This window comes from Runella sp. CRIBMP, from assembly GCF_009905605.1.
GTDB lineage: Bacteria > Bacteroidota > Bacteroidia > Cytophagales > Spirosomataceae > Runella.
In genome coordinates, this window is the sequence record NZ_JAAAKZ010000010.1 from 36,247 (window position 1) to 54,893 (window position 18,647).

Sequence of the window (18,647 nt, forward strand, 5' to 3'; positions counted from 1 at the left end):
ATTTATCTACGGAGAGATTCCGTAGTTAACCCATTTCGAGAAGCGATGACTGGTGGTTGTATGATTACAAAAATGCAATCTATTTGTTTACTTCGCTGCCGTTTGGTCAGCTTCAATCAGTTTTTCCAATTGCCCAAGCGGAATGGCACAGCCTACCGAAGGAAGGTCGTTGACCGACACCTCGGTTGGACGTTTGGCACAATTCACAGTTTCTGACATGCGACATTCGTTGGAACAACAAAGTGCGGCAGGTCTTTCTGATTGAGCAGAGGTATCACTGCAGGTAAACATCGCGGTGGTTGATAACAACACCGCAAACAACACCATTTTCATTGGTTTCTCTCCATTGGATTAGTAATTCATTCTTTGGCAGGATGCAGTTTCTCCGAAGGATTGACCCACAAAATACCGACATGAAAACTAACCTCGCTCGGGTGGTGGTGAATGGAGCAATTGAACTGATTGCAGAAGTGCTTGGTTGGGAGTGGCAAACGAAGAACGCATTGACAAATTTGCCATCAGCGCGTCTGGCCATTGCATGGATGTATTAGGAAGATATACTTTTACTAAATCACTCAATAATTTAACAGCTTTGCTCAGCGGGCTTTCGGGCGATTCGGTAGTTTGGTCCGTAATTTCCTGAATCATCTCCGCTAGTTCAAAAAAGCGGTCACGGGCGTGTTGGTTTGATTTTAGGGTTACGTACAGCGTATCGTTTTCGTGGCGCTGGTGGGTTACGTTATAAAAATCATCCCCTTTACGAATCAAGCCTTCCTGACCTTCAGCGTTCTCCCACGAATTATTATAAGGAAGGGTTGGCAAATGCATTTTAACCGTTTGCCATTGGTCATTTTTCATCACTGGCGACGCCGTCTGGTAGTCGTCCTCAAAAAACAATACCGCAACCGTCAGCCCAAACATATTGTAGAGCAGCAGTAAAAGTAAGCCGATGGCGGTTAGTTTTTTCAATCAGAAAAATTATATTGTATCCAAAGATACTGCAAATGTAAAAAAATATACGAAATATAGGATAAGTTTCGTACCGAAAATCCTCATTTTGCGAAATACAGTTCTCAAAATGAGAACAAAAAACTTACAGATACCACCAATACTGCACGTCGTCCCAATTGATGGTATGGTAGATATTGATTTGCAATAAATTAAAGAGTCGATAGTCCTGTACTTTGTTACGAACCAGCGCCTGAAAACAATATCCTAATTCTGCGCGGGTTTTGCCAGCATTATACCCACCCCCCAGATGCATCCAGTTTTCAGAAAGCAACGAACCGTTACGCGAACTCACAGGCCCATTGGTCGCTCCTTTAAAGTATAAAAAGGCTTCATTGGAGGCCGTTAAATAAAAGCCTTTTTTGGTTTTGCTAGCATCATAAAGTGGATAAGTTACCCAAAATTGGTAGCGTCCAATATCCGCCTGAGACCTAATATGTGTCTGTAAATTAATGGGTTGCCTCCACTCATAACGCCCACGATGGGTAATAATAAAATTACCTAGTTTATGTTGGTAGGAAATCTGAGCAATGAGCCGATTTTCATTTTCCCGTAACCCAAAAATATTATGACGTCCAAACGCATATCCTCCTCCCAACGACCATTTTTTGTTAAGTTGATAAACCGACGTGGCTTGAAGGATAAAGTGAGTGTGCCCCGCGGGGAAATGCTTGTTTTCAACGGTCTGACTCATCATATTGACTGCCGACGTTGCATTCAAATTATAGCTCCATTTACCTGAAATTTTGCCCATTTGAGAGTAGCTCGGGGCTACGCCATAAAGCGTTACGTTTTGGGCAATACAAGAAAACGTAAGCAAAGCCGTGAAAAACAAAAGAATATGTCTCATTGCAGGAAATCAGATATAAATGCGGGTTCGCTAATTGCTTGTTCAAAGACTATGCCATAAAATCATTGGTTTTGTATCTTTGCGCCATGAGAATTTTAAATATTTGCGCTTACACTTGGGCAATCGGCGGTCCGGCCCGCATTATTTATGACCATACCTCCGTCGTTTTGAAGCAGGGGCACCAAGTAGATATTCTGAGTCCAGCCTCACCAGGCGACAAAATTTACCCCGCTCCCGAAGGCGCCCGGGTCATTGTTTGTAAGCGCACACCGCCCATCAGTCGTTTTTTTCCTGAATTTTCGTTGGAGCTGTGGGATTTTCTCAAAGCACACATCCATGAGTACGACGTGGTGCATTGCCACGGAATTTGGCATTTTGGCAGTGTAGCACCTTTTCTGTTTAAAAACAACACCCCTAAAGCCATTACGATTCATGGTTTGCTCGACAAATGGGCGCTCAATCACGGTTTTTGGAAAAAGAAAATTTTCTCCGTCTTGTTCCAAAAACGCTTTCTGAAAAGGGCCAACCTCATTCAAATCAACAACCACGACGAACTCAACGACCTCAAACAATATTTGGGATTTCAACATCCCAACGTGGCCATCATTCCCAACGGGATGCAGTTGGCAGAACTGGCTGATTTACCCTCTAAAGGCACATTTCGGGCAAAATACAACCTGCCTGTCGATAAGAAGCTTGTATTGTTTATGGGGCGGCTCAACATCAAAAAAGGCCTGGATTTATTGCTCCCTGCCTTCCAAAAATACACCCAACACCACGACGATACGCTGCTCATTTTAGCTGGTCCAGACGATGGCTACCAAGCTGAAACCGAGCGGTTCATTGAGACACATCAACTGCAAAACAAAATGGTCATGGTGGGAATGCTGACGGGAGAAACTAAAAAAGCGGCTTTGGCCGATGCCACCATTTTTGCGCTTCCTTCTTATTCTGAGGGCTTTTCGATTGCCGCTTTAGAAGCCATGACGGCGGGGGTTCCAGCCTTAGTTTCTGACCGGATTGGTTTTGACGGCACCGTGGTGCAGTACCAAGCCGCCCACGAAGTGCCGCTGACCGTTGAGGGCGTTTTTGAAGGGTTAATAAAATTGCTGCAACAGCCCCAATACGCAGATACGCTCCGCCAAAATGCCCGAAAAATGGTGGAAACTTTATACGATATAGAGATAGTAGCCACCAATTTGTCGAAAGAATTTGAGAAAATTGCGCGAAATTAGGCCATGCTAGACACAACCGTTTCAAGCTGATTATTTTCGACTTTTTTCGTCAGCAGTGACTATTTCTATGTTTTTTTTGAGAGAACTAAGCTCCTGCTCCAATCGCCGTATCTGTTGGCTTTGCTGTTCTGCTAGTTCTTTTTGCACATCAATGAGTTGTTTTAGAGCTTTAATAGATTCTACCAACATAGGGTCATAACTACCATACGACGCCGACAAATAACCAGCGTTGTCGGTTTTTACATTGCTCGGAAAGACCGTTTGAAGTTCTTGCGCAATAAAACCGTACACCTCTTCTTTTCCTTTGCTTTTATCTTTCCAATAAAAAGTAACACCTTTCATTTTCAACACTTTATCCAATATTTCCTGACTGTCAAGATAACTAATATTCTCTTTAAGTCGTCTGTCGGAAGGGATAATCCAGTTGCCCGTTCCCAACGTTTTGAAGGCTTCGCCGGTTACCTGAAAGACTTCCCCTCGACCGATCAAGTCCGAATAAGTACGATTGATACCTAATTTATCATTGGTAAAATCTCCTATTATGAGGGGTTGATCAGAATTAGAGTTTTCGATGACAAGCTTATTACTACTATTGGTAGAATTTGCCCGGTAGCCAATGTATATATTGTTATTGCCCGATGTATTGGTCAACCCCGCTTCGAAGCCGATGATGGTATTATTACTTCCTCCTGTATTATTTTTCAATGCATCTTTCCCTACGACCACATTGCCAGAGCCACTCGTATTGTCAGATAAGGCCAAATCCCCTACGGCGGTGTTGTTGATACCCGTGTTGTTGGCAGTGGTGCCGCTTCCGCGCAGTGCAAACACGCCCACGGCGGTATTGTAGGTATCGCGGCCCGTGCTACGGTTGTCAGCCCGTTCCATAGCTCCATAGCCTACGGCTGTGCTGCGACTGTTGGCGACGTTATTCAATAAGGTATTGTTGCCGAGGGCCGAATTAAAATTGCCTGCCGTAGTATTGGTCAGGGCATTGTATCCCAATGCAGCATTGTTCGACCCAGATGTAAAATCTTCTAAAGTTAAGTCGCCAATCGCCGTGTTGAATTTACCCGTATTATTGACGGGAGCATTGCTGCCATACATGGCTCTGTATCCCACGGCCACATTGTCATTATCAGCCGGCAGAACGTTATTGTGGGCAAAGTAAAGTGCTCCCGAACCCACCGCCGTAGATCTTGAACCTGCTCTGTTGTGGTACAGGGCTTTATCGCCAATAGCTACGTTATCATTTCCCAAAAAATGGTTTCTCATGGCTTCGTTTCCTACGGCAACATTAGATTGGCCTGTAGAATTAGAATTTAAAGCGGCAAAACCAATAGCTGTATTCGCAGAACCATTACTGTTGCCACTCAATGCTTCCCAACCCATGGCTGTATTATTAGATCCACCGGTATTAGCGAACAAACTACCGGTGCCAAAAGCAGAATTATACCCTCCTGAAATATTATTTCTCATAGTAAAACTGCCAAATGCGGAATTCTGAAATCCGGTAGTATTATTCATTAAAGCGTCAGTTCCGAAAGCCGAATTGCCAACACTATAAAAAGATTGATCAGACCCTACCGAATTGTTTTTTAGCGTATTCGCGCCAAACGCCGTATTGTTTGACTTGCTCACGTTTAGCTTGAGCGCATCTAACCCCAATGCTGTATTGGTGGGGTCATTGCTGGGCGGGTGGTTGGTGCGTACCCCATCAGGAGTGATTGAGATGCTTGTGGTATTGTTTTGAATCACCGATTGGGCAAAGGAGCTCACCGACAATACGCTCAATAGCAGAATTTTGTATAGTGTTTTCATGCCTTTAATCAATTAAAAAAGTGATTTTTGGTTACCAACAAAAAGTATTCTACCACCCAAGTTTAGTCTTTCTTTCCGTAAATGGTCAGTACCTCGGCAGGGTCAGCATCGCCAAAGGTGAGCGTCAGTTGGTTGTTTTGCCAAGAAATACCATCCATGCCAATACTCCCTTCAATGGCTCCGTTGCTGCCTTTTTTCAGAGAAACATCATTGAGTTTGCTATTTGAGCTCGACGCTATGCCCGATTTGGTTTGGGTAAAAATAAACGTAAAGGAAGCCACATCATCACTTACTTTGGTGCTGGTTATTTTGGCCGTAACCGTGATACCTGTGGTAGTGGTAGCAGGTAAATTAACAGATGCATTTCCTGATTTATACGAAGTTACGGTATAACTCCCCAGTATCTGATCTGCTAAAGGTGGCTCAGGTTCATTTTTTTGACAAGCCACCGACAGCAACGCGAGGATAGCAAACATCAATAGTTGGATTCGGCAATTGTTTGTGCGATTTATCATGTTTATAAGATGTTAAAAAGTAAATGATTATTCTTCAAAAGTAACCAAGATGCTAAACGGCTTTTGCTTAATTTGCCCCCCTAAATCTGAGAAAAAGATAAAAGGCGTTGGATTAGTGCCAAGGTTAGTCAATCTTAAAACCGCTCGATAATTGTAGCCTGCGGGGTGGTCATTGCTGGGTTTGTACTTAAATTTAAGTGGGATAGTTCCTGCCAAATCGTCGGCTTCTACCAGTACTTCATACGAAAGGATTTTGCTGAAGTCTATGCCGTCCAAAGCAATTGTGTGCGTGTTGGCGTCGGGGGTCGTACCCGTAAACTTTTTCATCTTGATTTTTGGGGCCTCAATACCCAATTTTGTGAATCCATTGAGTTCGGTATTGCCATTATTTTTAAATTCTGCCACGTTACCAAAATCAGAATGAAAGATGTTGAAAGTAGGCGTGTTGGCATTAGAGCCGTACAAAGTCCAGCGGGCAGTAAGACCAAAATTGGCAAATTGTATTCTTGCCCCGTCGGTATTGCTATTCTCTTGCAGTGTGAGGTGCGGTATTTCAGCGGTGCTGTTGGTTAAGACGTGAAGTTTTCCATCTGGGCTAAAAGTACCAATACCCGCCCTACTGCTTGTTCGGTTCCAAATAATCCCTGCTATGTTGCTATTGTTTGAAAGATTGAACACGTTATAATCATCGCTAAAAAACAGTCCACCTTGCTGCATTTGATTTTGAGAAAACCGCAAACCCGACAGGCTATTACTACCCGTTTTGTCAATATCAAAATAGTTGCTATTTCTCGTAGATTTCACCGTGCTCGTACTGGTTGGGTCGAGGGTGATGGATTGGGCATTTGCAATGTGCATCATTCCAAATACCAAGGGAATCAACCAAAATTGAGCTATTGTTTTCATAGATTGCTTATTTTAGGTTTACTAATATTTTTATTTTGATGGCTGGGCCCTAAAGTGCTCTAACGCCTTGCCTACACTTGTTTTTATACAGTCAAATCAGCGGGCATTGGGTAGCTTGGCCATCACTAAAGCAATCATGACACCTTAAAAATGCCTTTTTTAGGGTTTTGAGAGGTTATAGACCAAGGGTTTTATGGAGGCAAAGTTCCGCTGCTTTTTTTTGCTAAAACATACTGTAAATGAGTATTTTTTGCCTATGTTTAGCCTAAAATCGCATTTAAACAAGAAAACTTGATGGACATTCAGGCACAACCTATCCGCGTTGTATTGCTCGACGACCACGAGATATTTCTGAAAGGCTTAGAAAAGCTCCTCGGTCAACAGCCTATTCTGCGGTTAGAAGCCTCGTTTTCAACGGGCAAAATGCTGATAGAAACGCTACCACAATTACAAGCCGATGTACTGCTGCTCGACCTCCAAGTACCCGACATTACTGCTGAAGAACTGCTGGCTCAAATCAAAAAAATATACCCAAAAGTACCCGTATTGTATCTGACCATGATGCGTGGGAGCCGCATCATGCGCCGTATTGAAAAATTAGGGGCCAGTGGTTATATCCTCAAAGATGCCTCGGTGGCGCAGTTGCTCACTGCCATCCAGTGCGTGGCGGCGGGCGACACGTATTTCTTGGAAGAAAGTCTCCCAAAAGACGAAGATAAAAACACCGTTACGCAGCCTTCCGTCCGGGTAGTTGAGCTATTGAGCAAACGAGAAATTGAAATTTTAACCTTGATATGCCAAGAATACAGCAGCGCCGAAATCGGCGAAAAACTGTTTCTCAGTACCGGCACCGTCGATACGCATCGCCGAAATATCCTCGTCAAGCTGGGCGTCAATAATACCGTAGGTTTGGTAAAATTTGCAATTCAAAACGGACTATTGAATGAAATATAACTACCTCATTATCATTTTTTTAGGACTAATTTATTTTGAGGCTTCGGCTCAATTGACCACGTCGCGAGTAGATGAGTGGATTCTGAGCTGGCCCTACACGGATGCTGAGAAAAAAGACTCCATGTTGGTATGGTCCAATCAACTTCTGGAAGCCTCAAAGACACTTAACTATCCAAGAGCCGAAGCTTATGCCCTAAGATTCAAAGGCTTGTACCATGATTATGACAACAACCCTAGCGAAGCCATCAAGTACTATTTTGAATTTTTAAAAAAAACAAAAGTGTATGAAAACGTTTCGGATCAAATGTCGGCGACGTCTGATCTGGTCTATATTTATATGCTTACCAATCAATTGGACAAAGCCAAACCATTGCTACTGAGTTTTACGACTCTGGCTGACAAAAGCGCGCTCGACCAAAAAAAACTGAGCTCTTTCTATAATAATTTAGGGATTATCTACCGAAAAGAAGATAAAAAAGACAGTGCTATTTTGGCGTATCAGGCATCGCTCACCATCAAAGAAAAACTCAAAGACGAAAAAGGACTGATAAATTTGAGAATCAACCTGAGTTCGTTGCTGGTCAATCAACAAAAATACACCGAAGCTCTGAAGCTGACTGAACAAAACCTGCAATACCTCCAAAAGAAAGAAAATAAAACAGATTTGTGGTACAATTTGGTGAATAAGGCTGGCTCCCTCGACGGGCTGAAACGCTACGATGAATGTATTTTTTATTTGAATGAGGCATTGGCACTGGCCCAAAGCTTAAAATCAGAAACTTTTGAACAACAAACCATCGAGCAGATTTCAGGTACGTATGCCAATCAAAAACAATTTGTAAAAGCCTATGAGTACCTCCGCAAAAGCAACGACCTGAAAGCCCAACTGATTAATAAACAGACCAATGAAAAAATAGCTGAACTGCAAGAACAACATAATGCCGAAGAAAGAGAAAGACAAAATCAGCTACTCAATTCACAATTGGAAGCCCAGAAAAATAAACAAGCTGCGTACGGAATCGGCTTGGCCGCCTTATTGATTGTAGCCGGAGTATCACTGACTGCTTACCTAAAAAATCTCCGCAAAAACAAACTGATTATTGCTCAGAATCAAAAACTTAACGAGCTGAATACCAAAAAAAATCAGTTGATGGCCATCGTTTCGCACGATTTGAGCAGCCCTTTTACTGCCATCAGGATGTGGGCAAACACCCTCAACGAAAACTCTAAAAATACAGATTTGACCGAAGTCAAAGAAATGATTCTGAAAATATCAACGTTTGGTCTAAGCACGATTCAAAAGATTCTAACCATCGACAAAGGGGAAATCGACGTTTTAAATCTTCAGGATGTTGACATCGCCGACCTCCTAAAAAACCTTCACGAACGATTTAAGGCCGAAGCAGAACAAAAAAACATTACCCTAAAAATCAGAGCTTTACAAGAAAAAGAGACAATTTTATCGGACAAAAATCTGCTAGAAAGAGCTTTACAAAATCTCGTATCAAATGCCATTAAATTCTCACACGCTGATTCTGAGGTCTACATCAGCACCTACCAACACCACCAAGAAATGATCTTTGAAGTCAAAGATTTTGGGGTTGGAATTTCTGAACATGACCAAAGCAGATTATTTGAACGTTATAACGAATTAAGCACAAAACCAACGGGCGTAGAAACCTCAAACGGCTTAGGATTGAGTATTGTGAAACGCATCGCTGAAGAATTGGGGGGAACCATCAGCGTTCAATCGTCCCTCGGTGCGGGGAGCACGTTTTATCTGAAATTGAAAGACTCAGCGCCTTGGTTGGGCAATGGTTAGTTTGACAATGCCGCCGCCGACAGGATGTCGGGGCGGCAGAAAATATTTTATTACTCGTGCAATACTCCGTCTAAACCTAACTCTTCAATGGGTACTAAATTTTCTTCCACAATGCTCTCAGGAACGAAAATAAATTTTTTATCAAAAATCTGATTATCAACGTAATAACTCACCCAGTACTCATTGTTGAGGTGAAACACATCGGGCATAATCGGCTCAACGACCACGGATTGACCCGCTTCAATTTCGGTAAAATAATGCCTTAGGGTGGAGGTCTTCTGCTGCTCTTCTTTCTTTTTTACATCATCTCCAGAATAGCCCCGAGAAGTGACAAACACGTTGGTTATCAGCGTTGGATTCCGGTTGATGAGGTACACATTCCACTCTGGCTGATTAAGCTCATTGATGCGGCGAGCAATGGTTACATAAATACCCGTTACGGGCGTAAAAGAAATATCTTTTTTCATGATTTAAAGTCCTTAAAACCCCAAAATTAACAGGTTTTACAGAGATAGAAGGTATAAAACATGATAAATACGTACTTTAAACAGGAAAAAAGTAATCATTATCAGCAGCATGGACACTTTTTCATGGACTTAAGCTACAAATTGACAGTGAACATCCCCGATTGTATTTCTGCGGTTGCATTAATAAAATCGCTTACTTGGGCCTCAAATTGTCCTTCAATTTTCTTATTCGTAAAGGTCGTAAAACGTATTTTTCCACTTTTGGCTAACAGCGGGCTATTCTGCCGTTTATAAATCAAATTGGCATTTTTATTTGTTTCATTGGCCGGAATCTCAAACCGATAATCCACACCTGTCTGAATATCTTTTCCAATCATCTGAATGGAAATTTCGGTAGCATCGTCTATTTTTCCAACGATGGTCAGCAAGCCCCCAACCACAGCCACGCCTCCGCTTGCTTTTGTCGCTTTCCAACTTTTACCATCGACGGTCGCCGTAAAAGAATTCGTACCTGACGGCGTCGGCTCATCTTCACTTGAAGAGTCTGATTTACAAGCACTAAACAAGGATACAATTGCCAACAGCAAAAGAATAAATTTGGGATTCGTTTTCATTATGTATGGGTTTTGGATAACGTTTTAAGGAAATTCACTTGCATTTTGCCAATACTTCGGCGGCCAATTTTTTGGCTAGTTCAAGGTTGGTGTCTTTGTCTTTGCTCACATCTGCAATGACTTGAAACGTGTAACCTTTGAAAAGTACAATCAACTCATTGTCGCCCAATTCCCAAACGGCTGCCTCTCCCACGCCCGCTACGTTTTCAAACTTGGTGGCGGCGGCCATGTCTTTGGCTATGCCCATACCGGCGGCTTTTTGTTCTTTAGTGGCGTTGGTTTTGTTTTGCACCTGTTTTTCCGCTTGGCCAAATGCCTCGTCGAGTTCCTTTTGGGTAAGATTGCGGTAGAAATGGCGAAAACTTTCGAGTTCAGATTTCTTTTTTGCAATCTTAAACATATCATCACCCACCCACGTCAGGCCGATGCGGTTGCTGACGGGCACGGTCATGTCTTTTCCCATGAGTTTCATGGTGCGGGTGCGGTCGCTGGACCAGCTGTACGCATAGGTGTCGTGGTTGCGGTATTTTGGGGTTTTATTGACCCTGTATTCTTTTTTGGCTTTGCTCATATCGCCTTTGTAGTGCTTTTGAATCGTGGCCAAAGGCAGCAATTGGTCGTATTTGTCTTGATGGGTCAACAAGCAGTTTTGAGCTTGTATATGGGCAGAAAAAAACATCAATAAGCTGATAATTGAGTAAAATCTCATTTTTTTTTGATTTACAATAACAATTTTTACCTCTTCAACCCTATCAATATCAACCTATTGCCGGGTATAAGTAAAGTCTATTTTAACAATACATGTAGGCTGGCTAGGGATAGCAATCGAATAATTTAATTCCCCTTCCATGAAGTTCGGATTTTTGACTTTAACCTCATAAATGGTTTTAAAAGTCGGCTGGTTTTCTACAAGAATCAATCCACGGTACGCATTTGGCTCCGTATTTAGTCCAACCGAGCCCGGCGGAAGCAATTCTTGCATTTGAAAAGGCCTTTTGAACACTTTTTTGCCGCTTTTGACAAGGTTTAACTTGCTCGCTTGTTCGTCTAGGCCTGCAGGGCAATTCTTCACAACAGGGGGCTTGGCACTCACCTTCCAATCGCCGTCGTTGGGTTGAATGGTTGCATCTCCAAACGGAGACGAGACCGCGCCTTTCGCAATGAATGGCTCTCCTTTCCCGCCAAAATAAGTGTGCAACTCCCTCACGGAGCGTTTATTATCAGCGTAGTATATATTTTCACCCGATTTATTTTTAAAAAACACAACGATTCCTTTTTTTTCTTCAAAGACCCCGAGATAGTTCATCATGAGATCTACTTGCTTATAACTCAACGGCGTCTGATAAAACTTACAGCCTCCGTTGAGCGTACAATAGGCCAACGTCACTTGGGCGATGCACACCTTCGAAAAAAAGGCAAAAAACAGCACAAGCATCATTTTTGGTTTAAAAACAGTCTCTTGGTTTTTCATCATTATTCTTGAAAAGCATTAATCGCAGGTAGTGTCTTTGAGCTGATCTTCGTAAATTTTTCGTTGGGCAGCCGTATAAATACTGCAAGAGTTAATGATACCAGTCAGCGATTTTTTTACCGCTTCGCACTTGGCTTTGTTGGTGGGGTCTTTTGAAAATTCTTCAAGGGCTGTTGTGTATTGCTCCAATTCTTTGCCGCAATTCTGGGCGGGGTCCAATACGTTGCTTTTTCGGCACGAGAGCGTGGCCAAAAGGCAAACGAAAACGATTATTTTTTTCATAACACTCATTGTTTAAAGTTTAATAAATTCTACGCGACGGTTATTGGCTTTTCCTTCTGATGTTGTGTTGGGCGCGGCTGGCTGGCTTTCGCCCTTGCCGTCGGTTTCCATACGGGTAGCTTCAATGCCAAATTCTGATTGAAGTGCATTTTTAACAGAGGCCGCACGGCGTTTCGACAAATCGAGGTTTTTGGCCTCCTCACCGTCGGAATCGGTATGACCGATGATACGCACTTTCACCGTCGCGTTTTCTTTCAATACCGTGCCCAGTTCCTTCAAAACGCCGTACGATTCAGGCTTTATTTTGTCGGAATTGATATCAAACAAAATACCCGTGGTACTGAATTTGCCTTCGGTGATGAGCTTGGAGCGGGTGTCGGGCGTACCGACGGCCACGCGGAGGTTGGCTAAGTAGGCCGTACCTTCAAAAATATGGGTAGCAAAAAGCATTGAGTATTTGAGCGTATTATCAAATGCTTTCGGAATATCCCAAATCTTGTTTTCGTTGACGTAAATCCGCAAGCGCGTCTTTTGTTTCCAAATTGAAACTCGGTTGACTTCATTGGCTTTCCACGCAAGTGGATTGGTATTTTCTAAAATTTTCTCGTTGGTTTTGTCAAACACCCATACGCTGGTGCTGCCTCCTTCCTGCGTTGAAGTAGGATGAATATCAACGCCTGCCTGAGGTACGGTACCAAAATCCTGGTCGAAGGTCAACTTGCGTTCTTTTATTTCGGGAAAAACCACTTTCAGCCCCGTCATGTTGGTGCTCATATCTTCTGATACCACCATATCAAACTCTATTGTGAAGTTTTCGGGAAGCTCTTTGACGAATTCGGGATAGAAAATACCATTATTGGCAAATTGTAAAAATTTGGCGCTTTGACCGTCAAGCGTTACCACTTCACCGCTGGCGTTGGTATTCCACTTGGCGGGAAAATCACCCACGGCATCCTGACTAAAATCTTCGATGGCGACGACTTTTTCGCCCGCTACAAAATCAAATTTAGAATAGGCTTTTAGGTTTTTGGGTTCGGTTGTCTTTGAAAGGGGTATATTCGATTTTGAGCTGTTTGTTGAAGTTTGATTTCCCTCCGACGCCTCCTGCTGGTTTTCGCTGTTCTCCCGCTCCTCATTTCCAGATTCTGATTTCTGTTTCTTGTCTTTCTTTTTAAAAATATTGCCGATTCCTTCTTCCACCTTATCCAATCCTTTGTTGATACCTTGGTCAATGCGGCTATTGACGCGGCCTTCAACGCTGCGTTCGGTGGTGCGTTTGGGGTTTTCGACCCGTATTTGGGCAAAAGCAGAAGCATCAAAGAAAATCGCAACCATGATGGTGAAGCAGATACACTTAAAATAGAAGTGGTGGAGTGCGTTAGTAATCATCTTTATTTTGACCGTTGAATAAGTAAAAATGACTTAATTTAAACGTCCAAACTTGCCACTTTTAACCAAAACATGGGCGCTTCATTTCACCCATGCGGGATTTGGGTCAATGAAGCGGTGATTTGAGTCAATAACCTACCGCTGAAACCGCAAAGACAAGCCTATAAAGTCAGATTCGTTTTTGATACACTCAAATGCCCAAGCCGTCAGATGAAGCGCCAGAATTGACAAAAAATTTGTTTTCTTTGAAAAAAACTAAAACACCGCCTGCTAATGGTTGGCCGCCTTTTATTTCTGGTTGGCATTTTGATTGCGTTTTATGCCAAAGCCCAACCCGACACCCTACGTTTGAGTGAATTCAAAGAGCATCGAATGCTCTTTGAAAAGGCCGTGTTTACCACTACTCCCCTGCACGAAAAACGACAAATTTCATCGCAATTTTTTACCAATCAGTTTTCCAACTGGCAACGCCTCACGCCCCAATCCCCCACCTACACCGACCAAATCCATTGGCTGCATTTTCGGGTCCATAACGATACCGATACTGCCCAAACCATCTATATCAATGTACATTCAGCCAACCAAATCGTTGTTTTTTACGTAGCCTACAATGGCCAAATAAGCGCGCATAGGAGTGGCTACATGACGCCTTCCTCCCAATGGGCGCTTCCCGAAGACGACCGCTACATTCCCGTGATTTTCCCCAAGGGCGCGACCTTTGACCTACTGGCTCAACTTTCTAACTATACTGGTATTTTGCCTTTTTGGACGGGCACCCAATCCCAGAAGCCTTCGTTTCGCTTACAGCTCGAAAAAGAGTCCTTTTACCTGAAAAAGACCCTACATGAATACCGCCGCAATATGCCCGAATTTCAATACCGAAGCTGGATTCAGGGCGCGTTGGCGCTTGCTGTGTTGTTTGTAGGATTGTTGTATCTCAAATATCGCCAACGAATTTACGCCTATTATTGGGCCTATATCTTGTGCGGTTTTTTGTTTTCGTTGCTCAAAACCCGCGCCTATACGCCAATTGGTCACAGCCTTGGCCAATGGCCCCTGCTCAAAAGTCATCTGATGGAATCGCTTCTATGGTGGGGCATCGGGGCGTATTTGTTATTTATGACCGAACTACTCGACCTCGCCAAAACCCATCCACTCATGCAGCGGTGGTTTCGCCGCTTGGCGCTTTTGCTGACGGGCTATGGGTTTGTCTACATCACAGTTATGTTATTGACAAACGACGGTGGCTTCCAGCAATTTTCGTTTTGGGGTGGTCGGTTCATTGCTTTACCGATTTATATCTTTACGCTGATTTGGATGAGTCGAAGTGTGCGCTCGCCGATGGTTCCGTACGTGATTTGGGCCAACTCTATGTTGGGATTGTTTGGAGTATTAGCATGGCTAAGGGCAGGAGAAGTGATTCTGAAAGGCGTCAAACTTCCCGCTAATGTGGATGATTTATTAACGCTGTCGTTTGCCGTGGTGGCCGAAATCATCGTACTTTCGTTGGCCCTTGCTCACCGTTACCGTTTGTTGGAAAAAGAAAAAACCGAAAGCCAACTAGCTTATTATGAAGAACTTCAGCATAAATCATTTTATGAAAAGCGCATGGCCGAAACCGAAATGCTGGCCTTGCGCAGCCAAATGAATCCGCATTTTTTGTTCAATAGCCTCAATTCCTTGGAATATTTGATTTTATCCAACGACGAACATAAAGCGACGAGCTACTTGGCCAAATTTTCCAAATTATTGCGGATGATTCTCAACCACTCGCGTGAAGAATCTATTTTATTGGAAGAAGAACTGACCGCACTGCGGTATTATCTAGACATTGAAGCTACGCGCTTGGGCGAGGGCTTTACGTATTCCATCGAAGTAGCCGAAACCGTTGATACCCAACGCCTCATCATACCGCCGTTGTTATTGCAACCGTTTGTCGAGAATGCCATCTGGCACGGCCTAATGCCTTCTGATAAACCCACTAAAAATTTACAAATACGCGTTCGACTGGTCGATGGGCATCGGGTTGAGTTTGAAATCGAAGACAACGGAATTGGCCGAAAAAAATCGGCGGAGATGCGGAGCCGCTCCTCAGTAAAACGAAAATCGTACGGTATGGACATTACGCAGCAGCGCATTGCGCTCTTTAACCGAAATTATCCGAATCAACTTTCCATCGAAATCAATGATTTACAGCGCGAAAAAGAAACGGGAACGTTGGTTCGAATTGTATACAATTTATTGGATGAACCTACTAATGAAACCTAAGCCATGATACGCGCCATTTTAATTGACGACGAAAAACCCGCCACCGAAGTGCTGGAAATGAAACTCAAACGCCTCAATATGGGCGTACAGATTTTGGCGAAGTTTAACCAACCCGAAGCGGCAGTGGAGTTTATGCGCGTTACGTCATTTGACATTTTGTTTTTGGACATTGAAATGCCACGCCTCAATGGCTTTGATTTGTTACAACAGTTTGATGAATTTCACTTTGACGTTATTTTCACCACGGCTTACGACCAATACGCCCTGCGGGCATTTCGAGTCAGCGCGTTGAATTATCTGCTCAAACCCATCGAAGAAAGTGAACTGAAAGATGCGCTTGTCAGCTGGCAACAGAAGAAAATCAAGCAGTTACAAATCCCTCAAATACAAACCTTTCACGAACATTTAGCCCCCAAGACACCGCCACAGCGCATGGCGCTTCCGACCAACGAAGGCCACGAAATCATCGAAATAAGTCAGATTGTACGCTGCATGGCCGACACAAGCTACACGCACTTTCACCTGACCGACGGTCGAAAACTCGTTATTTGTCGTACGCTCAAAGAAATCGAACAGGCATTGGAGCCCAACGGGTTTGTGCGGGTGCATCATTCACACCTCATCAATCCGCATTTTTTACGAAAAATCGTGAAACAGGAAGGCGGCTATCTGTTGATGTCTGACGGGGCTCAGGTGCCCGTTACGAAGCAAAAGCGCGATTGGCTGGTGGAGCAGTTTAATGTGCCGGGCAGGGGCGGAGTTTAAAATACTTTTTCAAAAACATCTTTCAGTAAAACTGATACATCAACCGACTGAAATTGGGCCGTTTTGTCTAATCCATGCACGGTTTCTACGCTCCATTCCCCTTTGTCATTTTTGCGAAACACTTCCATTTGAGGCAGTTCTGTAGAGATCAGTACATATTCTTTCAGTGTTTCAATGCTGCGATACGCAATGAATTTATCGGTTTTGTCAAACACCGCCGTGGAAGGCGAAGCCACTTCAATCACCAAAACCGGATTAATCAGATTATCATTTTCTATTGTTTTTGCTTCGCCGTCGCTTATCATAATATCTGGGTAAAAATAGCTACCGTTCTGAGGATTAAAAACGCGCATATCACTGCCTAAGACTTCAAAATCAGTTCCTCTCAGTAGATTATAAAGTAAACCGAATAACGCTATAGTAATGTAATTGTGAATTTTGGTAGCTCCAGCCCTTTCAATGAGGGTATTGTAAATAAATTCATGCCGATGCTGACTTGCTCGTTCGAAGGCGAGGTATTCATCAGCGGTAAAAAAAGATGAGATTGCAGGCACTATAACGGATCTATTTTAAGCGAAAAGACAAAGAAATTTCAACCCATAAGGCATTGTACATCCTTTTTTTTACCTTTGCACCTTAGAAACACGTCTATGTCCGAACAAATTCTGATTCTTGATTTCGGTTCGCAATTTACCCAACTCATCGCTCGACGCGTCCGCGAACTTAATATTTACTGCGAAATCCATCCCTTCAATAAAATCCCCGAAATTACGCCTGATATTAAGGGAGTTATCCTTTCGGGAAGCCCCTATTCTGTGCGAGACGAAGGCTCGCCACGGGTAGATATGAGCTTATTCAGGGGCAAAGTACCCTTATTGGGGGTGTGCTACGGAGCGCAACTGCTCGCCCACACGCTGGGCGGCGAAGTCAAAGCCTCAAAACACCGCGAGTATGGCCGGGCCATGCTCACGCACCATTCACATTCAGCGCTGTTGGATACGGTCTCCCCGATTACCCAAGTGTGGATGTCACATGGTGATACCATCGTTTCGGTTCCTGAATCGTTCAAAATCATCGGCGAAACCGACTCCGTCAAGGTGGCAGCTTTTCATATCGAGGGCGAGCAAACCTACGGAATTCAGTTCCACCCCGAAGTGACACACTCAGTAGAAGGAAAAAATATTCTCAAAAACTTTGTGGTAGACATTTGCGGCTGTGCGCAAGATTGGACAGCGGCCTCGTTTGTGGAAAGTACCATCGCCGACCTCAAAGCCCGGCTTGGCAATGACAAAGTGGTGATGGCCCTCTCAGGCGGTGTTGACTCGACGGTGGCGGCATCGTTGGTCCACCACGCGATTGGCAAAAATCTGTACTGTATTTTTGTAGATAACGGTCTGTTACGCAAAGACGAATACGAAAGCGTACTGCACTCCTACTTAGATATGGGGCTGAATATCAAAGGGGTAGATGCCAAAGCGCATTTTTATGGCGTACTAGCGGGCCTCACCGACCCCGAAGCCAAGCGCAAGGCCATAGGTAAGGCCTTCATTGATATTTTTGACCAAGAAGCCCATTTGATTGAAGATGTAAAATGGCTCGGTCAAGGCACCATTTACCCCGATGTGATTGAGTCGGTTTCGGTCAAAGGGCCTTCGGCAACCATCAAATCACACCACAATGTAGGAGGTTTGCCCGATTATATGAAGCTAAAAATCGTGGAGCCACTCAATACGCTTTTTAAAGACGAAGTAAGGGCCGTAGGACGTACTTTAGAGCTTCCAGAAACCATTTTGAAACGCCATCCTTTTCCAGGTCCGGGGCTTGCTATTCGGATTTTGGGTGATATTACCGCCGAAAAAGTGGCCATTTTACAGGAAGTTGACGCTATATTTATCAACGGTCTCAAAACCCGCGGCTTATACGATCAAGTATGGCAGGCGGGCGCTATGTTGCTTCCTATACAAAGCGTAGGAGTAATGGGTGATGAGCGCACGTATGAGCGCGTAGTGGCACTACGGGCCGTGACATCGATCGATGGGATGACTGCCGACTGGGCACACTTACCTTACGATTTTTTGGCAGATGTTTCCAACGAAATCATTAACCGAGTTAAAGGTGTTAACCGCGTGGTGTATGATATTTCGTCAAAACCTCCCGCTACGATTGAATGGGAATAAAAAGTAAGCAGTTCACAGTAGGCAGTCTGCAAACACGCACTTAGGTATGAGTGTATTATAGTAGACTGCAAACTGCCTACTGTAGACTGTAAACTGCCTACTG

The 18,647-nt window shown here is 43.7% G+C and carries 19 protein-coding genes; 6 read left to right on the plus strand and 13 right to left on the minus strand.

All coding sequences use genetic code 11. The features are described from left to right. Positions 1-87 precede the first annotated feature (87 nt). From GVN20_RS20420 to GVN20_RS20430, 3 genes are all read right to left on the minus strand, one after another. Complete coding sequence (locus GVN20_RS20420) at positions 88-333, minus strand: hypothetical protein (RefSeq protein ID WP_166560133.1); 246 nt, start codon at positions 331-333, stop codon at positions 88-90. Positions 334-420: 87 nt separating this feature from the next. Further along, positions 421-969: a hypothetical protein gene (locus tag GVN20_RS20425; protein WP_166560134.1), complete on the minus strand. Its 549-nt coding sequence runs from the start codon at positions 967-969 to the stop codon at positions 421-423. A gap of 124 nt (positions 970-1,093) precedes the next feature. Beyond that, entirely contained in the window at positions 1,094-1,858 is a 765-nt protein-coding gene (locus tag GVN20_RS20430) for a DUF2490 domain-containing protein (RefSeq protein WP_166560135.1), read from the minus strand. A gap of 86 nt (positions 1,859-1,944) precedes the next feature. Here GVN20_RS20430 and GVN20_RS20435 point away from each other — a divergent pair, with 86 nt between their 5' ends. Continuing rightward, positions 1,945-3,093 (plus strand): glycosyltransferase, encoded by a 1,149-nt coding sequence (locus GVN20_RS20435; protein WP_166560136.1) that lies wholly within the window; start codon positions 1,945-1,947, stop codon positions 3,091-3,093. Between the two features lie 30 nt (positions 3,094-3,123). On the opposite strand, the gene GVN20_RS20440 is transcribed toward GVN20_RS20435, so the two are convergent. From GVN20_RS20440 to GVN20_RS20450, 3 genes are all read right to left on the minus strand, one after another. Continuing rightward, positions 3,124-4,914 (minus strand): tail fiber domain-containing protein, encoded by a 1,791-nt coding sequence (locus tag GVN20_RS20440; protein ID WP_166560137.1) that lies wholly within the window; start codon positions 4,912-4,914, stop codon positions 3,124-3,126. 62 nt (positions 4,915-4,976) lie between these two features. Beyond that, on the minus strand, positions 4,977-5,429 hold the full coding sequence (locus tag GVN20_RS20445) for a hypothetical protein (RefSeq protein WP_114461322.1): 453 nt from the start codon (positions 5,427-5,429) through the stop codon (positions 4,977-4,979). A gap of 27 nt (positions 5,430-5,456) precedes the next feature. Next, positions 5,457-6,335 (minus strand): hypothetical protein, encoded by an 879-nt coding sequence (locus tag GVN20_RS20450; protein WP_114461321.1) that lies wholly within the window; start codon positions 6,333-6,335, stop codon positions 5,457-5,459. A gap of 294 nt (positions 6,336-6,629) precedes the next feature. Between GVN20_RS20450 and GVN20_RS20455 the strand changes: the two genes are divergently transcribed. Both GVN20_RS20455 and GVN20_RS20460 read left to right on the plus strand, forming a co-directional pair. Then, positions 6,630-7,289: a response regulator transcription factor gene (locus GVN20_RS20455; RefSeq protein WP_166560138.1), complete on the plus strand. Its 660-nt coding sequence runs from the start codon at positions 6,630-6,632 to the stop codon at positions 7,287-7,289. Next, a complete protein-coding gene (locus GVN20_RS20460) occupies positions 7,279-9,111 on the plus strand; it encodes an ATP-binding protein (protein WP_166560139.1) in 1,833 nt (610 codons plus the stop codon). The genes GVN20_RS20455 and GVN20_RS20460 overlap by 11 nt, the downstream gene beginning before the upstream one ends. Positions 9,112-9,161: 50 nt before the next feature. Here GVN20_RS20460 and GVN20_RS20465 read toward each other — a convergent pair whose 3' ends face one another. From GVN20_RS20465 to GVN20_RS20490, 6 genes are all read right to left on the minus strand, one after another. Beyond that, positions 9,162-9,578, minus strand: a complete 417-nt coding sequence (locus GVN20_RS20465) for a hypothetical protein (RefSeq protein ID WP_166560140.1) — start codon at positions 9,576-9,578, stop codon at positions 9,162-9,164. Positions 9,579-9,712: 134 nt separating this feature from the next. After that, a complete protein-coding gene (locus GVN20_RS20470) occupies positions 9,713-10,192 on the minus strand; it encodes a hypothetical protein (protein ID WP_166560141.1) in 480 nt (159 codons plus the stop codon). 34 nt (positions 10,193-10,226) lie between these two features. Next, the gene (locus GVN20_RS20475; protein WP_147277063.1) at positions 10,227-10,901 is read right to left on the minus strand and encodes a hypothetical protein; all 675 of its coding nucleotides are present in this window, start codon (positions 10,899-10,901) and stop codon (positions 10,227-10,229) included. A gap of 54 nt (positions 10,902-10,955) precedes the next feature. Next, the gene (locus GVN20_RS20480; protein ID WP_166560142.1) at positions 10,956-11,666 is read right to left on the minus strand and encodes a hypothetical protein; all 711 of its coding nucleotides are present in this window, start codon (positions 11,664-11,666) and stop codon (positions 10,956-10,958) included. Positions 11,667-11,681: 15 nt separating this feature from the next. Beyond that, positions 11,682-11,945, minus strand: a complete 264-nt coding sequence (locus GVN20_RS20485) for a hypothetical protein (RefSeq protein WP_166560143.1) — start codon at positions 11,943-11,945, stop codon at positions 11,682-11,684. A 12-nt stretch (positions 11,946-11,957) separates the two neighbouring features. Further along, positions 11,958-13,334 (minus strand): OmpA family protein, encoded by a 1,377-nt coding sequence (locus tag GVN20_RS20490; RefSeq protein WP_166560144.1) that lies wholly within the window; start codon positions 13,332-13,334, stop codon positions 11,958-11,960. 273 nt (positions 13,335-13,607) lie between these two features. Here GVN20_RS20490 and GVN20_RS20495 point away from each other — a divergent pair, with 273 nt between their 5' ends. Both GVN20_RS20495 and GVN20_RS20500 read left to right on the plus strand, forming a co-directional pair. Next, the gene (locus GVN20_RS20495) at positions 13,608-15,602 is read left to right on the plus strand and encodes a histidine kinase (protein WP_166560145.1); all 1,995 of its coding nucleotides are present in this window, start codon (positions 13,608-13,610) and stop codon (positions 15,600-15,602) included. 3 nt (positions 15,603-15,605) lie between these two features. Beyond that, complete coding sequence (locus GVN20_RS20500) at positions 15,606-16,367, plus strand: LytTR family DNA-binding domain-containing protein (RefSeq protein WP_166560146.1); 762 nt, start codon at positions 15,606-15,608, stop codon at positions 16,365-16,367. Here GVN20_RS20500 and GVN20_RS20505 read toward each other — a convergent pair. Continuing rightward, complete coding sequence (locus GVN20_RS20505; RefSeq protein WP_166560147.1) at positions 16,364-16,921, minus strand: Uma2 family endonuclease; 558 nt, start codon at positions 16,919-16,921, stop codon at positions 16,364-16,366. The genes GVN20_RS20500 and GVN20_RS20505 overlap by 4 nt on opposite strands. A 96-nt stretch (positions 16,922-17,017) precedes the next feature. On the opposite strand from GVN20_RS20505, the gene guaA reads away from it, so the two are divergent. Next, positions 17,018-18,544, plus strand: coding sequence for a glutamine-hydrolyzing GMP synthase (guaA, locus tag GVN20_RS20510; protein ID WP_166560148.1), 1,527 nt, complete (start codon positions 17,018-17,020; stop codon positions 18,542-18,544). Positions 18,545-18,647: the final 103 nt, after the last annotated feature.

What these genes read in the sequence shown, in the direction of transcription:
- GVN20_RS20455 (WP_166560138.1), top strand. Translation starts at nt 6,630, where the DNA reads ATGGACATTCAGGCACAACCTATCCGCGTTGTATTGCTCGACGACCAC.
- GVN20_RS20490 (WP_166560144.1), bottom strand. Translation starts at nt 13,334, where the DNA reads ATGATTACTAACGCACTCCACCACTTCTATTTTAAGTGTATCTGCTTC.
- GVN20_RS20460 (WP_166560139.1), top strand. Translation starts at nt 7,279, where the DNA reads ATGAAATATAACTACCTCATTATCATTTTTTTAGGACTAATTTATTTT.
- GVN20_RS20420 (WP_166560133.1), bottom strand. Translation starts at nt 333, where the DNA reads ATGAAAATGGTGTTGTTTGCGGTGTTGTTATCAACCACCGCGATGTTT.
- GVN20_RS20430 (WP_166560135.1), bottom strand. Translation starts at nt 1,858, where the DNA reads ATGAGACATATTCTTTTGTTTTTCACGGCTTTGCTTACGTTTTCTTGT.
- GVN20_RS20480 (WP_166560142.1), bottom strand. Translation starts at nt 11,666, where the DNA reads ATGATGAAAAACCAAGAGACTGTTTTTAAACCAAAAATGATGCTTGTG.
- GVN20_RS20485 (WP_166560143.1), bottom strand. Translation starts at nt 11,945, where the DNA reads ATGAAAAAAATAATCGTTTTCGTTTGCCTTTTGGCCACGCTCTCGTGC.
- GVN20_RS20450 (WP_114461321.1), bottom strand. Translation starts at nt 6,335, where the DNA reads ATGAAAACAATAGCTCAATTTTGGTTGATTCCCTTGGTATTTGGAATG.
- GVN20_RS20465 (WP_166560140.1), bottom strand. Translation starts at nt 9,578, where the DNA reads ATGAAAAAAGATATTTCTTTTACGCCCGTAACGGGTATTTATGTAACC.
- GVN20_RS20470 (WP_166560141.1), bottom strand. Translation starts at nt 10,192, where the DNA reads ATGAAAACGAATCCCAAATTTATTCTTTTGCTGTTGGCAATTGTATCC.
- GVN20_RS20435 (WP_166560136.1), top strand. Translation starts at nt 1,945, where the DNA reads ATGAGAATTTTAAATATTTGCGCTTACACTTGGGCAATCGGCGGTCCG.
- GVN20_RS20440 (WP_166560137.1), bottom strand. Translation starts at nt 4,914, where the DNA reads ATGAAAACACTATACAAAATTCTGCTATTGAGCGTATTGTCGGTGAGC.
- GVN20_RS20500 (WP_166560146.1), top strand. Translation starts at nt 15,606, where the DNA reads ATGATACGCGCCATTTTAATTGACGACGAAAAACCCGCCACCGAAGTG.
- guaA (WP_166560148.1), top strand. Translation starts at nt 17,018, where the DNA reads ATGTCCGAACAAATTCTGATTCTTGATTTCGGTTCGCAATTTACCCAA.
- GVN20_RS20475 (WP_147277063.1), bottom strand. Translation starts at nt 10,901, where the DNA reads ATGAGATTTTACTCAATTATCAGCTTATTGATGTTTTTTTCTGCCCAT.
- GVN20_RS20495 (WP_166560145.1), top strand. Translation starts at nt 13,608, where the DNA reads ATGGTTGGCCGCCTTTTATTTCTGGTTGGCATTTTGATTGCGTTTTAT.
- GVN20_RS20445 (WP_114461322.1), bottom strand. Translation starts at nt 5,429, where the DNA reads ATGATAAATCGCACAAACAATTGCCGAATCCAACTATTGATGTTTGCT.